Genomic DNA, 14,656 nt, shown 5'->3' with positions numbered 1-14,656 from the left:
ATGCTCGCTCGGCTGGTTGAAGTTGCGCTGAAACAGCGCCTGATTGTTCTGCTTCTGGCGGTGGCTCTGGCCGTATGGGGGGCCAATGCCTACCAGAACCTGCCCATTGATGCATTTCCGGATGTCTCACCGACACAGGTGATCGTGTCAATGAAAGCCTCCGGTTTGACGCCGGAGGAGCTGGAGCAGCGCGTCACCGTTCCGATCGAGTTAGGAATCAAGGGGATTCCTTATCTGGTGATGATGCGTTCGACCACGCGTTACTCGGTCGCATTGCTGACTTTTGAGTTTGCCGATGGCGTGGATGTCTACTGGGCGCGGCAGCAAGTAGCTGAGAGACTATCGGATATAAAATCGCAATTGCCGCCAGGCGTGTCAGGCGGACTGGCGCCGATTGTCACGCCGCTGGGCGAAATGCTGATGTTCACGATCACGGGTGGGGGTCTTAATCTTCAGCAGCAGCGTCATCTGATCGATTGGGTAATCCGCCCTCGTATTCGTGGTTTGCCGGGTGTGGCAGATCTGAACTCCATGGGTGGCCTCTCACGCACTTATGAGGTCGTGCCAAACACAGCGGCATTGGCTGCGCATGGCATCACCGTCAAGCAACTGCTCGACACGATCGAAGCCAATAACGGAAATGACGGTGCAGGGCGGATCGAGGATGGCGAAGAAGCCCTGCTGGTCAGTGTTTCCGGCCGGATTGAGACATTGAATGATCTGCGATCCATCGTTCTGGCTTCCCGCCCCAATGGCATTATCCGGGTCGAGGATGTAGCAGAGGTCCGATACGGCTCCCTGCCTCGCAATGGTGTTGTAGTGGCAAATGGGAAGGGAGAAGCGGTATGGGCAACCGTTCTTGGTCTCGCGGGTGCCAATGCCCGTACAGTCGTTGACGGTGTGAAAGCCAAGCTGGAGGAAATTAAACCTCTGTTGCCCAAAGGCGCGCATATCGACATTTACTATGACCGTAGCGAGCTGATCGGCAAGGCTGTCTGGACGGTGCAGCGTGTTCTGCTGGAAGCGGTAACGCTGGTTGTCGTACTGCTGCTGCTGTTTCTGGGTGGTCTGCGCCCGGCTTTGGTCGTGTCGGTTATTCTTCCGCTGGCCGTGCTGGTGACGTTTGGGATTATGCGGCTTTGGGGTCTGTCCGCCAACATCATGTCGCTGGGTGGCCTTGCAATCGCCATTGGCCTGCTGGTGGATTGTGCTGTGGTGGTGGTGGAAAACGCATCGCATCGTTTCACGGAAGCTGCCAGGCCGCCTACTTTTCCGCAGCGTCTGCGATTGGTGGCGGAATCCACGCGCGAAGTGGTCGTGCCGCTGGTATCTGGCGTCATTATCATCGTGACCGTCTTCATGCCGTTGCTGGCTTTGCAGGGTTTGGAAGGCAAGATGTTCTCGCCGGTGGCACTCACCATCACTTTTGCGTTGTGTGCTGCATTGCTGCTGTCGCTGACAGTGGTTCCGGTGCTGTCTGCTATAGTTCTGCGAGGCGGAGGCAAAAAAGATGCGCATGGTCATCCGGTGGATCCCTTGCTGGTGCGCTTGCTGCACCGGTTTTATGATCCGTTTCTGGAATGGATCATTGACCGTCCGCTCTATGTTGTGGGTGTGGTTGGCTGCGGGGTGGTAGCGGCTTTTCTGGCATTTGGCGGGATCGGTTCCACTTTTGTACCGAGTATGGATGAAGGTAATCCGGTTCTGAGTGTGCGCACGCACCCATCCATTTCTGTCATGGAGGCGGCAGAACTGGATAACCGGATTGAAAAAATCTTGATGGCGCAGGTGCCGGAGGTGGTTGGTATTCATGCCCGTACTGGTGCGGATGAGCTGGGTATTGATCCGGTCGGGTTGAACGATACCGATATGTTTCTGACGCTGGCTCCTCGGGACAAATGGCGCAAGCCGGATCCTGACTGGCTGATTGAGCAGATACGCGGGGTGATGGAGCAAATCCCCGGTATCTCCTATCAAATTGCACAGCCGATCGAGATGCGCGTGCAGGAAATGGTGATCGGCGCCCGTGGTGACGTGGTGGTCAAGATTTTCGGCTCCGATCTGAATGAGTTGAACCGGATCGGCAAGGATATTGCCTCCGTCATCAACAATATTCCCGGTGCATCGGATGTGTACGCGCTGCGTAATGAGGGCATGAAATATCTGTCTGTGACTGTGGACCGGTTGGCAGCAGGTCGCTTCGGGCTTGATCTGAAAGACGTACAGCGTGCCCTGAGGGTATGGGTGGATGGTACCGATGTCGGTGAGGTCCTGGAGCCTGGAGAGGTCAGGATTCCGCTTGTTGTGCGGGGTGAGCAGAGCCTGCGGCAATCGGTGGCTGATTTTGGACGGGTCCAGATCGCTCTGCCGGGCCGGGCAGGGAGTACTGTGCAGCTTTCACAGGTAGCGCAGATCAAGGAAACGGAGGGCCCCGTTCAGGTCGTCCGCGAACAGGCCCAGCGTTTCCAGACGGTGCTTGCCAATGTTCATGGGCGTGATCTGGTCGGGTTTGTGGCAGAAGCGCAGGAGGCTGTCGAAAAGAAAGTATCCATTCCTCCAGCCTACCGACTTGAATGGGGTGGCCAGTTTGAAAATCAGCAACGTGCATCAGCAAGGCTGGCTATGGTGGTGCCGATTGCCCTTGGACTGATTTTCCTGTTGCTCTATCTGACATTCGGTTCTGTGCGGCAGGCAACGCTTGTCTTCTGCAACGTGCCTTTTGCCGCGATTGGCGGTATTATCGGGCTCTGGATTTCTGGGGAGTTTCTCTCGGTTCCTGCATCGGTCGGGTTTATTGCTTTGATCGGCATTGCGGTTCTGAATGGTGTCGTGCTGATCAGCTATATCAACCGGCTGCAATATGAGTTGAGGTTGCCTCTGCGCACTGCCGTGCTTGAGGGAACGAAACGTCGTATGACACCGGTTTCCCTGACGGCGACCATTGCTGCATTTGGTCTGGTGCCTTTCCTCTATGCAGAAGGGCCGGGATCGGAAATTCAGCGTCCGCTTGCTGTGGTGGTCATTGGGGGCCTGGTGACGGCCACGACATTGACTCTGGTGCTGCTGCCCATTCTTTATGACCGCTTTGCCTTGCCCAAAGCTATACGGACTGCGGCAGTGGAGGCTGACGTGCAGAAAGGTGCCTCGGAGAGTCCCGAATGATATTCAGGAAGTGCTCATCCCCGGTCAGCCCGCTGGCTGTTGCCCTTGTCTCGGCTGCCACATTGATTGGTGCGGCGGGACTTGATCTGAATGGCATCTCTGAAACGGCGCAGGCGGCAGAAGATCAGACTGGACAATCTGACTCGGAAACCTCTCATCGGCGAGGCACTGTTCAAAAACCGGTTCTGAAATCAGCATCAGACAGTCAACCTGCCATCATTTCCGAAACCGTATTTGCGCGCCATCTGCTGCGTGCGCTGTCGCTTGATCCTGAATATATCTCCTTACAGGCGGAGGTACTGGCGGTTGATGCCAGGCATGCAACCACCAGCATCCCAATTGCGGGATCTCCATCCGTCGGCATTGGCGGCCGTATGGATACGAGAGGCCCTCGCAAGGTATGGCAGACGGATGTGGAATTCGGCGCTCCGCTCTGGTTGCCGGGGCAGCGTCAGGCGTTCGGTCAACAGGTCGATGCTGATCTGTTGCAGGCCGAACGCCGCGCGACGGAGCGTGCCCTGCAGCTGGCGGGGGAGCTGCGTGAAGCATGGTGGGATGCTGTCCTGGCCATGCTGAATGTGCATGTTGCGGAACAGCGTCTGGAAACTGCGCAGGCTATTCAGAAAGATGTCGAGCGCCGCGCCCATTTCGGTGATCTGTCGGCACAGGATACATTGTTCGGCGAGAATGAGACTCTTGCAGCTGACCTGGACCTGTCCCGCGCGCGGATGGAAGCGGAAAGGCTCCGTTCTGTTTACAGCACCATCACGGGCGGTGATGAGCCACTGGTCGCTTCAGAGCCGGTTGCAACCGGCAGGAAGCTGGATGATCACCCGCTGATCCAGCTTGCTCTGGCAGGTATCGAGGCAGCGCGTGCCCAGATACGCTATGTGAATACGACTTTGCGCGAAAATCCTGAGGTGAGCCTGTATTCATCGCAGCAGGGCGGTACGATGTCAGAGGAAGGAACCTCATTCGGTTTCCGGCTGAGGGTTCCGCTGGCCACCGAAGCCCGCAACATACCACGCCGGGCGGCGGCCCAGGCGGGGTTGACCCGGGCAACGGTGGAATGGACACAGCACCGCCGTGTTCTCGGCCTGACCATTCGCAGGGCGGAGAACGTGTTGGAACGGGCTAAAATCTCCGCAGGGATTGCACGGGACCGTCTGGATGTCGCCAGAAAGCAACTCGCCAGTGCGCGTCTGTCATTTGAGGCTGGTGAGACCACGCTCTATAATCTTTATCAGGTCAGGCGGCTTCTGTCCGACGCGCTGGAGGCCGATGCGCGGGCGGAGGTCGAGCTTGGCCGTGCCCGTGCGCGTCTCAATCAGGCTATGGGTGTACTGCCCGGCCTGTCTGCGGCTATGGTGACACCCGTGGTAGCCCATCAAAAGTTGCCTGAGCCTTCTCCATCGTCCCGATAGAGAGGCACACGGGCAAGGACGGTTACCAGGACCGCTCCATCCCCAGCAATCCGAGAATTTCTTTTCTGAGCGAAACCAGTTGTGCATCATCCCGATGGCGGGGATAGGGTCGATCCACCGCCAGATCGGCCACCACTGTTGCTGGCCGATCACTGAACACGATCACGCGCTCTGACAACAGCAGGGCTTCTTCAATGTCGTGGGTGACGAGCAGGACGGTGAACCCTGCATTCTGCCACAGACGCTGGATTTCCCCCTGCATGGTCAGGCGTGTCAGGCTGTCCAGTTTGCCAAGCGGTTCATCCAGGATCAGCAGGCGCGGATCGTTGACCAGCGCCCTTGCCAGTGCCGCACGCTGTGCCATGCCGCCGGAAAGTTGATGCGGATAGGAATCGGCAAATTCCGCCAGCCCCACCCGTTGCAGTGCATCGCGGATACGGTGCCGATCCTGATGCAGGGTTCCGCGCGCCTCCGGACCCAGTCCGACATTGGCCTCGACGGTTCGCCATGGGTAGAGTGTGGGGTCCTGAAACACGACTACCCGGCTGGGATCAGGCCCGGTTATCGGGGTGCCATCAGCCAGGATACGACCCTGTAGCGGCGGTTCCAGCCCGGCGACGAGACGCAGCAAGGTAGATTTTCCGCATCCGCTGGGACCGAGCAGGGCGACGAAACTGCCCGGTTCCAGATGCAACTGCACACCCTGCAGAACCGGCAGCGGACCGGTCTTGCCGGGGAAAGAATGTGAGATGGCCTGAATCCGTAAATCCAGGCCGGCTGAAGCGGATTTCAGGGCGGGATTTACCATTTCACCAATCCTTTCTGCCAGCTGAGTACTCTGTCACGCAGCCGGAACAGCAGGGCGATCAACCCGGAGCACATCAGAGCCATCAGCAGCAGCGCCGCATACATGTTGGCATAGGCTGCCCAGCCTTGCGCCCAGGTCAGATACCAGCCAAGCCCTGCCTTGACCCCCATCATTTCAGCGACGACCAGTACCGAGAAGGAGGCGCCAAGCCCCATAAACAAACCGACGAATACGGAGGGCATTGCTGCTGGTATGGCTACTTTCAGCACCAGAAAACGCGGTTTCGCGCCGAGTGTGCGGGCGATATCGTAATAGGCGGCAGCGACGCTGGAAACACCGGACCAGGTAAGCACGGCCACCGGGAAGCCTGAGGCAAGGGCAATCAGAAAAATGCTGGCGCTGAAGCTGGATGGAAAAAAGAAAAATGCCAGTGGCAGCCATGCTGTGGCAGGCAATGGGCCGAGCAGGCGCAGCACCGGATGCGCCCAGTATCCCACGGCCCGTGACCAGCCGATGGCGACCCCGGTCACGAAACCGGTTGCAGCTCCAAGTCCATAGCCAAGGCCGAGCAGGATAAGGGAGTGCCCGACGCTGTTGGCCAGCCGGGGCCAATCATCGGTGTAGACTTCCAGAATGGATTGGGGGGCGGCAAAAAACGGGCGTGGCAGCAGGTTGAGCTTTGCCGTAATGACCTCCCAGGCGCCAAGCAGCAGTGCCAACACCACCAGCCATGGGCCAATATAGCGCAGTCTGGCTGGAACCCTGTTGCTCAGGGACAGAAGCAGCAGCAAGGCTGCTATCCCCGTGGCACCGGCCGCCAGCCAGTCGCTCCGGCCAAGATCATCCGCATCTGGCCAGAACTGGATCAGGGCACCATCGATCCCCCACACCAAGGCGGCGATCAAGCCAATGACCCAGAATGCAGCATTGCTGCGACCCAAAAGAATGCCGGGCCGGCTGGAAAAGGCGGAAGCGGAGCCTGTCATGACAGAACATCTACTGTAATCTGTTTTGCAAAACGCACTGGATCGGTACGGCTGCGAATCACGCCGATATCACGCAGTGCAGTGGCATAGGTGATGATTTCCTGCTCCAGCGCCTGTCCGCTCGGCATATGATGCTGGGTGTGAGAGCGCAGCATGGTCTCGACCTGCTCTGCTTTCACCTTGCCGGAATGCGCGGCGTAAATAGTGGCGGCTTCTGCAGGATGAGAAGCGGCCCATTCCTGACTTTCACGCAGGGCAGCGGTCAGTGCTCTTGCTGCTGCCCTGTCATCACGCACCATGCTGCCACGGATACCCAGAATGCAGCAGACGCTGTGTTGATAGGGGGAGGTCAGGTTGGTAGCGATCTCCACCAGGCCCTCCCGCTCCTTGATCAGCCAGGCCAGCGGATCGTTGAGGGAAATGGCCTTCACTTCACCTTTCTTGAGCGCCACGCTGAGCAGATCGGCGGGATAGGCGCGCCAGTCGATGGAATCAGCGGGAACACCCTGTTGATAGGCCAGAATAGTGAAAAAGTTTTTGTCAGGGGCGGCCAGATCACTGGTGCCGATTGTCTGCCCGCGCAGATCGGCCACGCTGCGGATGGTTGAATCCTTCGGCGCCAGCAGACGCATGCAGCCGCCATGAATACCGCTGGTAATCCGCACATCGAATCCCTGCTCCAGCGGCTTCAGCCAGCGTAGGGTCATGCCCACACCGGCATCGGCTTTTCCGGTAGCAATCGCCTCCAGGAGTTGGTCTGTCGAGCCACCGAAATTAATCAGTTCCACATCAAGATTATATTTTTTGAAAATACCCCGCTCTGCTGCGGCCGGAACACTGACTGTGCATACTGAATTCGCATTCCAGGTCACACGCAGTTTTTTCGGCTCTGGCAATGCAAATGCTGGAGAGCCGGCAGTATTGTGCTGGTGTGCTCCATGGTCAGGAGTCGCCTGCTCAGGAGCGGCCCAACCAGTTCTGCCCAGCAGCCCGACAGGCAGCGCCATACCGGCGGCCTGAAGAAGGCTTCTGCGCTTGATGGGCTTCAGGTAATGCATTTTTCTGGCATCCATTTTTGTGGAATTGATATTTTACTCGGAATAAATAGTAAATTTCTCTGAATGGACGCGGTTAACGGTATTTCTCCGTTTGTGCAACGTTTTCTGTTGCAATGCGTCTCAGCGCTGGTCGCAGGACCGGGTGTGGGCCGTATGGGCGTGCTCCATCCTGATCGCATAGAGCGTCAAGCCCAGAGCCAGTACGGCAATAGCGGCTCCCAGAGGGGGCAGGGTCCGGTACCCGAATCCCCATGACAGCATCAACCCTCCAAGCCACGCCCCGGTTGCATTGCCCAGATTGAATGCTCCCTGATTGAGGGTGGAGGCCAGATTACGGGCGTCCACAGCCTGATCAACCACTCTCAGTTGCAGGGGAGAGACCAAAGCGAATGCGATGGCACCCCATAAGATCATGGTTGCAATGGCCAGGGCAGGGTCGAGGACGGTCCCGGTAAACAGAAGCAACACCATGATCAGGGCGATAAGTAGTCCGACGATTGAAGGCATCAATCTCCAGTCCGCCAGCCGGCCACCAATATAATTCCCCCCTGTCAACCCGACACCGAACAGGAGCAGGGCGATAGTGACGGTACGTTCTGAAAAGCCGGTGACCTGCTCAAGCAGAGGGGTAATGTAGGTATAGACCGTGAACAGGCTGACGGAGCAGATGACACTGATCAGCATGGTCAGCAGCACCTGTGGTCGCCGGAGGGTCCTGAACTCTGCCAGCATATTGACGCCGCGCTCTGCCGGAACGGCGGGAACCCATATAGCCAGAGCCGTAAAGGCCATGACGCCAATGGCTGAGACGACCCAGAAAGTGGCGCGCCATCCCGCCCATTGTCCCAGCAGGGTACCAAGCGGCACGCCCAGCACATTGGCCAGCGTCAGGCCGGAAAACATCATGGCGACAGCTTGTGCCCGCTGATGACGCGGCACGATCTGGGAAGCAACGACAGAGCCGATGCCAAAAAACGCCCCATGGGCCAGCGCCGTGAAAATCCGTGCCAGCATCAGCAGGGTGTAGTTGCCGGCAAGGCCGCACAAAATGTTGCCGAGGATGAATATCCCCATCAGGCCCATCAGCGTTGAGCGCCTTGGCAGACGCGCTGTCGCAATTGCCAGCAACGGCGAACCAAAGGTGACGGCAAGGGCATATCCCGTCACCAGCAGGCCTGCCTTTGGGATGCTGACATCCAGGCTTTTTGCCACATCGGGCAACAGCCCCATGATGACAAACTCGGTTGTTCCAATTCCGAACGAGGCAACAGCCAGAGCCAGCAAAGAAAAACGCACGTCGATCAGATCCCTATATCCGTCCTGATAGTAATGCAGCGCAAATTTGTGCGCTGCACAATCCGGAGGATCAGGAAGCACTCATGCCGCGCTCGATGTCCTCCAGCGTTTGCCCGGTCGTTTCCGGCACGAAGCGGATCGTGAAGAAAATGGAGACCACCGACATGAAGGCAAAACTCAGAAAGGTAGGGATGATCCCCAAACTGTTGAGCATTGGCAGGAAAGTATACGCGACAATGGCGTTGGAACCCCAGTTGGCAACTGTTGCCACCGCCATGCCACGTCCTCGCGCATGGAGGGGGAATATCTCGCTGATGATCAGCCAGAAAACCGGCCCCATCCCGATGGCGAAAGCGGCAATGTAGATCGACAGGGCGGCAATGGCGATCCAGGCGGAGGCTCCTCCTGGTCCGGATGTGCCGATCCAGAAGCCGAAAGCAAGCAGCAGCAGGCCGATCGTCATGCCAAGCAGGCCATTGATGAGCAGGGAGCGGCGTCCGGCCCGGTCCATCAGGCGCATGGCAACGATTGTCATGCCGACATTGACGACACCGATCAGCACATTGGCGAGAATTGAGGCGGAATGATCGCCAATACCCGCTGTACTGAAAATCTGTGGCCCGAAATAGATGACTGTGTTGATGCCGGTGACCTGTTGCAGCACGGCCAGGCCAACCCCGATCACCAGAGGCAGGCGATAACGTCGATCATTGAAAATGGAAACTTGGTTGGCAGTTCTCTCGGACGTCAGCTCTGTCTGCATGAAATGATCCAGACTTTCGAACTCTCCTTCTGCCTGCTCCTTCCCCATCAACTGCCGCAATGCATTGGCAGCCTGATCAACCTGACCGTTTTTCAGCAGCCAGCGCGGGCTTTCCGGCAAAGCGAGCATCCCCAGAAACAGGATCACACCCGGTACAGCGCCAAGCCCCAGCATCCAGGGCCATGCACGGGAAAAGGAGAAGGCGTAATCCACCAGAAACGCCACCAGAATACCAAGCGTGATGAAAAACTGGTTCATCGACACCATTGCGCCTCTCCGTGAGGCAGGGGCAATTTCCGAGAGATAAAGCGGCGTGATGAGCGATGACACGCCAATGGCAAGTCCGACGATCAGGCGGCCAGTCGTCAGAACCAGAACACTCCCGGCAAAGGCCGAGAGGACAGCACCGATAATAAACAGCACGGAGGTAATTAAAATCATCAGGCGCCGCCCGAACCGGTCGGCAAGATTCCCCCCCGCCATAGCCCCCAGAGTAGCACCTGCAAGAGTGACGGCGGCGACCAGGCTTTCGCTCCAGGCGCCAAGGTTGAAATCTTCCCGCAGGAAAGGCAGCGCTCCGGAAATGACACCGGTGTCATAGCCGAACAAAAGGCCGCCAAGAGCTGCCACGACCGCCATGAATGTAAAGTTCATATACGCTTCCCCACTCTGCCTGACAGCTTGTTGAGAGGCATCCCGATTGGCCGGGTCGCTGATCAGGTCATTGTTCAGTCAGCAGGGTTGTGGCGGCTTGCAGATGAAAGCTCAAGGCTCGAATGATACTGTCACTGGAATGTGGTCGGATGGCTGGGGACGATCACGCTCAGCCCGGTCCGGAATCGCTTCGAGCAGCCGCTCTGCCATGCGGCTTGATAACAGGACGTGGTCGATACGCAGCCCCCGGTCACGGGGCCATGCGCCGGCCTGATAATCCCAGAACGTATAAAGCTGTCCCGATGGCCGCAGTGCCCGCACGGCATCGGTCAGGCCCAGCCAGAGCAATGACCGGAACCGGGCCCTTGTTTCTGGGCGCAGCAAAGCGTCATCCGGGGGCAGGGCGCCGGGCGCATAATCCTCATCGGTCGGGCAGACATTGTAATCCCCCGCGAGAATGAGGTCTTCCCCCGCGGCCAGCAATCCGGCTGCATGCTGTGCAAGATGCTCCATCCAGCCGAGCTTGTAGGCGTATCCGGCTTCCCCCCCGCTATTGCCGTTCGGCAGGTAGAGATTACCGATGATGGTGTTCAGCGCCCTGATCTCGATATAGCGCGCCTGTGCATCGTCGGGGGGAAGGCCCGGCAGGGCGCGCTGGGTGACGTCAAACGGCACGCGGGACAGCACAGCCACCCCATTATAGGCTTTTTGTCCGACTGCTTCGGCCTGATATCCCAGTTCGGCAAAAGCCCGTGCCGGAAAGGCAGCGGTTTCGCATTTGATTTCCTGCAACAACAGGATGTCCGGCTGATTCCGCTCCAGCCAGGACAGCACATGCGCCTCCCGTTGCCTGATGGAGTTCACATTCCAGGTGGCGATTTTCACGGGCAATGCTGCTTTTTTGAAATACGATGTCGATCTGGCTATCGGGTGATCAGTCAACCGAGAAACTGGTGCCGCAGCCGCAGGAAGCGGTCGCATTCGGGTTGCGGATGGTGAAATGGCTGCCCATCAGCGCATCCTTGTAATCAAGTTCGGCCCCGGCCAGAAATTCCAGACTCGCCGGATCGACCAGAACAACCGCCCCGTCGCGCTCAATGACGATATCATCGTCGGCACGTTGTCCATCCAGCGCAAACTGATACTGGAAACCGCTGCATCCCCCTGCGAGCACGGAAACGCGCAAGGCTTGTCCCTGGGCAACCTCGGCAATACGTGCGGCGGCGGAGGCCGATACGCCAAACCCCGCTGTGGAGCCGGAGGCAGAAAGATCGGGAGAGGTTTCGAATGCGTCCATACTATGAAAATAAGCGAAGAAACCCTGACTGCAAGACGCTTTCCATCTTCTCTGCATTGATCAGGTGCTGGTGCGGCGGCTGGTGGCAGTGCTAATCCCTTGACGTATGAACGAAACCGGACCGGATTTCCCCTCAGCGGCGATGCAATCCCGCGCAGCGGACTGGCTCTATCCGCCAGAGAGCGGTGCTTTCCAGCGTAGCGGTCTTGCGCCATGGGCGGTACGGCTGGAAACCGCCCGCGGCAGGCTCTACCCCGAGCCGGAAAGCCAGATGCGCAGCCCATGGCAACGTGATCGGGACCGGATCATCCACAGCGCCGCCTTTCGTAAGCTGCAATACAAGACGCAGGTTTTCGTCAATCACGAGGGTGATTTCTTTCGTACCCGGCTGACCCACAGTCTGGAGGTGGCGCAGATTGCCCGCTCCATGGCCCGTGCTCTGGATGTCGATGAGGATCTGGCGGAGACGCTGGCTCTGGCCCATGATCTCGGCCATCCCCCGTTCGGCCATGCGGGCGAGGATGCGTTGCAGGCAGGCATGAAGCCGTTTGGCGGCTTTGATCACAATGCGCAGTCGCTGCGGGTCGTGACGAGGCTGGAAAACCGTTACGCCCCGTTCGATGGGTTGAACCTGACATGGGAAACGCTGGAAGGTCTGGCCAAGCATAACGGTCCGCTGCATCGGCCTCCGCCTTATGTCGCGGAATATAACGCGCTGTATGATCTTGAGCTGGATAGCTATGCCTCGGTCGAGGCTCAGATTGCCGCCATGTCGGATGATATAGCCTACCACTCCCACGATCTGGATGATGGTATCCGCGCGCAGTTATTCGGGTTCGAGGACATCGCCCATCTGCCGGTGGTGGGGGAGGCCTTGGAGGCCGCCAGAAAGACCAGCCTGGATGTGCCGCCGCCCCGTCTGCGGCATGAGACGATCCGGCGTGTGATCGATACGCTGGTGCGGGACATGATCACGGAAACACGCAGCCGGATTGCTCAGCTCGACCCATCCAGCGCCAGTGATATCCGCCACGCCAGCCATCCAGTCGTTGCTTTCAGCCCCCGCATGGCGGAGGCTAACAGGGTCATCAAGGAATTTTTGTTCGCCCGTATGTATCGCCACTGGCGAGTCAATCGCATGACCGTCAAGGCGCGCAGGGTCACGGCTGATCTGTTCCGAATCCTGCATGACGACCCGACCCTGTTACCCGGCGAATGGCGGGTGCGGGGAGGCGGCTCGACCGGCTCCGAGCGGGCGGCCCGCACGGTCTGTGATTACATCGCTGGTATGACCGATCGTTTCGCCGCTGAAGAACATCGGCGCTTGACGGATCTGTCTGTTCCCGGCTGAGACAGCCCTCACACCAATATTGCCTGCCCAAACGTACACTGATCGAGATACCCAATTCCATGGCCGATGATATCTATGCCCTGATCCGCACCCATGTTCTGGAAGCGCTGGCCCGCATTGTGCCCGAGCTTCCCGCGGAGCTGACGGCACGGGTGGAGGTCACGCCCACCCGCGATCCTCTGCATGGCGACATGGCGACCAATGCGGCGATGATCGCGGCAAAGCCTGCCGGAAAGCCGCCCCGTGTTCTGGCGGAGGCTTTGTCGGCTGAATTGGCCGGGGTTACGGAAATCGAGCGTGCCGAACCGGCGGGGCCGGGTTTTGTCAACATGCATCTGCGTGCCGAAGCATGGCGGATGCGGATTCCGGCCATTCTGGAGGCGGGTATCCGTTATGGTGACGGCAGCGCCGGATACGGAAAGCGTGTGAACATCGAATATGTATCCGCCAACCCGACCGGCCCCATGCATATCGGTCATTGCCGAGGCGCCGTGGTGGGGGATGCTCTTGCCAATCTGATGGGTAAGGCGGGCTACACGGTCACCAAGGAATATTACATCAACGATGCAGGCGCCCAGGTAATCGCACTGGCATGGGCAGCTTACTGGCGTTACCTGCAAGCGCTCGGCACGACCCTGACCGAGGATGAGTTTGCGGAACAGGTTCCGTGCGGGCTGCAATATCGCGGTGATTATCTGGTTCCGGTCGGGGAGGAACTCGCCAGGCTTCATGGCGATACGCTGGCCGATCCCGGCACCACCGTGGCTGACCCTGCATTGTGGCTGAATACCGTGCGGGAATTCACCGTGGCGCAGATGATGGCGTCGATCCGCGAGGATCTGGATCTGCTCGGCGTTCATCCGGATGTATTTTCCTCTGAACTCGCTTTGTTGCAGTCTGGTGCTGCGGATGCCGCGATCGAGCGGTTGCAGCAGGACGGGCTGATCTATGAGGGCGTGCTGGAGCCGCCGAAAGGCAAGACTCCGGATGACTGGGAGCCGCGTGAACAAACCTTGTTCCGCTCGACCTCCTTCGGTGATGACGTGGATCGTCCGCTGAGAAAATCAGATGGTACCAACACGTATTTTGCGAACGACATCGCCTATCATGCCGACAAGGCCGCCCGTGCGGATATCGTGGTGGACGTGCTGGGGGCCGATCATGGCGGCTATGTGCCGCGTGTGAAGGCGGCCATGCGCGCCATTGCCCCGCAGGCGGTGTACGAGGCCGTGCTGTGTCAGATCGTCCATGTGGTTCGTGACGGACAGCCGGTGCGGATGAGTAAACGCGCCGGAACCTATGTTACGCTGCGTGATCTGCTGGAGGAAGTGGGCCGTGATGCCGTACGCTTCACCATGCTGACCCGCAAAAGCGATGCGCAGATGGAGTTCGATCTGGATCAGGCTCTGGCCCAGACGCGGGAAAACCCGGTTTTCTATGTACAATACGCCCATGCACGCTGCTGCTCGGTTCTGCGCATGGCGGCGGAGCAGGGGCTGACCACGGAACCGGAGGCATTGCGTCATGCCGCGCTCGACAGTCTGACCTCCGATGCCGAACTGACCCTGATCCGCCGTCTGGCCGGGTGGCCACGGATTGTTGAGGCCGCTGCACAGGCCAGAGAGCCTCATAGAATTGCGTTTTTTCTCTATGAGTTGGCGGGTGATTTTCATATGCTCTGGAACAAGGGCCGGGACGATGCAACCTTGCGCTTTATCCAGCAGGACCGTACGGCGGAGACAACGGCACGGCTTGCTCTGGTGGAGGCTGCCGCCATCGTCATCCGGTCGGGGCTGGCCGTCATGGGCGTGGCGCCGGTGAATGAAATGCGCTGAGGGGAGTTTTCTCCGCAGCCTG

Annotated in this window: 11 protein-coding genes; 4 read left to right on the top strand and 7 right to left on the bottom strand. The window is 58.8% G+C overall.

Annotated elements, in window-relative coordinates; all coding sequences use genetic code 11:
- Window positions 1–3,162, top strand: a complete 3,162-nt coding sequence (locus GbCGDNIH8_RS06695; RefSeq protein WP_072572575.1) for an efflux RND transporter permease subunit — start codon at window positions 1–3, stop codon at window positions 3,160–3,162.
- Complete coding sequence (locus GbCGDNIH8_RS06690; RefSeq protein WP_072572574.1) at window positions 3,159–4,586, top strand: TolC family protein; 1,428 nt, start codon at window positions 3,159–3,161, stop codon at window positions 4,584–4,586. The genes GbCGDNIH8_RS06695 and GbCGDNIH8_RS06690 overlap by 4 nt, the downstream gene beginning before the upstream one ends.
- Before the next feature lie 22 nt (window positions 4,587–4,608).
- Here GbCGDNIH8_RS06690 and GbCGDNIH8_RS06685 read toward each other — a convergent pair whose 3' ends face one another.
- The 7 genes from GbCGDNIH8_RS06685 to erpA form a co-directional block, all read right to left on the bottom strand.
- Window positions 4,609–5,394: an ABC transporter ATP-binding protein gene (locus tag GbCGDNIH8_RS06685; protein ID WP_072572573.1), complete on the bottom strand. Its 786-nt coding sequence runs from the start codon at window positions 5,392–5,394 to the stop codon at window positions 4,609–4,611.
- Complete coding sequence (locus tag GbCGDNIH8_RS06680; protein WP_072572572.1) at window positions 5,388–6,380, bottom strand: ABC transporter permease; 993 nt, start codon at window positions 6,378–6,380, stop codon at window positions 5,388–5,390. The genes GbCGDNIH8_RS06685 and GbCGDNIH8_RS06680 overlap by 7 nt, the downstream gene beginning before the upstream one ends.
- Window positions 6,377–7,438: an ABC transporter substrate-binding protein gene (locus GbCGDNIH8_RS06675; protein ID WP_253735978.1), complete on the bottom strand. Its 1,062-nt coding sequence runs from the start codon at window positions 7,436–7,438 to the stop codon at window positions 6,377–6,379. The genes GbCGDNIH8_RS06680 and GbCGDNIH8_RS06675 overlap by 4 nt, the downstream gene beginning before the upstream one ends.
- Window positions 7,439–7,558: 120 nt before the next feature.
- The gene (locus GbCGDNIH8_RS06670) at window positions 7,559–8,734 is read right to left on the bottom strand and encodes an MFS transporter (protein WP_072573708.1); all 1,176 of its coding nucleotides are present in this window, start codon (window positions 8,732–8,734) and stop codon (window positions 7,559–7,561) included.
- Window positions 8,735–8,804: 70 nt separating this feature from the next.
- Window positions 8,805–10,214: a sugar porter family MFS transporter gene (locus tag GbCGDNIH8_RS06665; protein WP_072572570.1), complete on the bottom strand. Its 1,410-nt coding sequence runs from the start codon at window positions 10,212–10,214 to the stop codon at window positions 8,805–8,807.
- A 48-nt stretch (window positions 10,215–10,262) separates the two neighbouring features.
- The gene (locus tag GbCGDNIH8_RS06660; protein WP_072572569.1) at window positions 10,263–11,036 is read right to left on the bottom strand and encodes an exodeoxyribonuclease III; all 774 of its coding nucleotides are present in this window, start codon (window positions 11,034–11,036) and stop codon (window positions 10,263–10,265) included.
- Window positions 11,037–11,085: 49 nt separating this feature from the next.
- The gene (erpA, locus tag GbCGDNIH8_RS06655; protein ID WP_072572568.1) at window positions 11,086–11,448 is read right to left on the bottom strand and encodes an iron-sulfur cluster insertion protein ErpA; all 363 of its coding nucleotides are present in this window, start codon (window positions 11,446–11,448) and stop codon (window positions 11,086–11,088) included.
- Window positions 11,449–11,554: 106 nt separating this feature from the next.
- Here erpA and GbCGDNIH8_RS06650 point away from each other — a divergent pair, with 106 nt between their 5' ends.
- Both GbCGDNIH8_RS06650 and argS read left to right on the top strand, forming a co-directional pair.
- The gene (locus GbCGDNIH8_RS06650; RefSeq protein WP_095206433.1) at window positions 11,555–12,799 is read left to right on the top strand and encodes a deoxyguanosinetriphosphate triphosphohydrolase; all 1,245 of its coding nucleotides are present in this window, start codon (window positions 11,555–11,557) and stop codon (window positions 12,797–12,799) included.
- 59 nt (window positions 12,800–12,858) lie between these two features.
- A complete protein-coding gene (gene argS / locus GbCGDNIH8_RS06645; protein ID WP_072572567.1) occupies window positions 12,859–14,634 on the top strand; it encodes an arginine--tRNA ligase in 1,776 nt (591 codons plus the stop codon).
- Window positions 14,635–14,656: the final 22 nt, after the last annotated feature.

This window comes from Granulibacter bethesdensis, assembly GCF_001889545.1.
Taxonomy (GTDB): domain Bacteria; phylum Pseudomonadota; class Alphaproteobacteria; order Acetobacterales; family Acetobacteraceae; genus Granulibacter; species Granulibacter bethesdensis_B.
The sequence above is the reverse complement of the archived record's forward strand: the minus strand, read 5'-3'. Positions and strand labels throughout refer to the sequence as shown.

Bases quoted from the DNA above. Each gene is read 5' to 3' on its own strand.
- GbCGDNIH8_RS06695 (WP_072572575.1), top strand. From the start codon at position 1: ATGCTCGCTCGGCTGGTTGAAGTTGCGCTGAAACAGCGCCTGATTGTT.
- GbCGDNIH8_RS06690 (WP_072572574.1), top strand. From the start codon at position 3,159: ATGATATTCAGGAAGTGCTCATCCCCGGTCAGCCCGCTGGCTGTTGCC.
- GbCGDNIH8_RS06685 (WP_072572573.1), bottom strand. From the start codon at position 5,394: ATGGTAAATCCCGCCCTGAAATCCGCTTCAGCCGGCCTGGATTTACGG.
- GbCGDNIH8_RS06680 (WP_072572572.1), bottom strand. From the start codon at position 6,380: ATGACAGGCTCCGCTTCCGCCTTTTCCAGCCGGCCCGGCATTCTTTTG.
- GbCGDNIH8_RS06675 (WP_253735978.1), bottom strand. From the start codon at position 7,438: ATGCATTACCTGAAGCCCATCAAGCGCAGAAGCCTTCTTCAGGCCGCC.
- erpA (WP_072572568.1), bottom strand. From the start codon at position 11,448: ATGGACGCATTCGAAACCTCTCCCGATCTTTCTGCCTCCGGCTCCACA.
- GbCGDNIH8_RS06650 (WP_095206433.1), top strand. From the start codon at position 11,555: ATGAACGAAACCGGACCGGATTTCCCCTCAGCGGCGATGCAATCCCGC.
- argS (WP_072572567.1), top strand. From the start codon at position 12,859: ATGGCCGATGATATCTATGCCCTGATCCGCACCCATGTTCTGGAAGCG.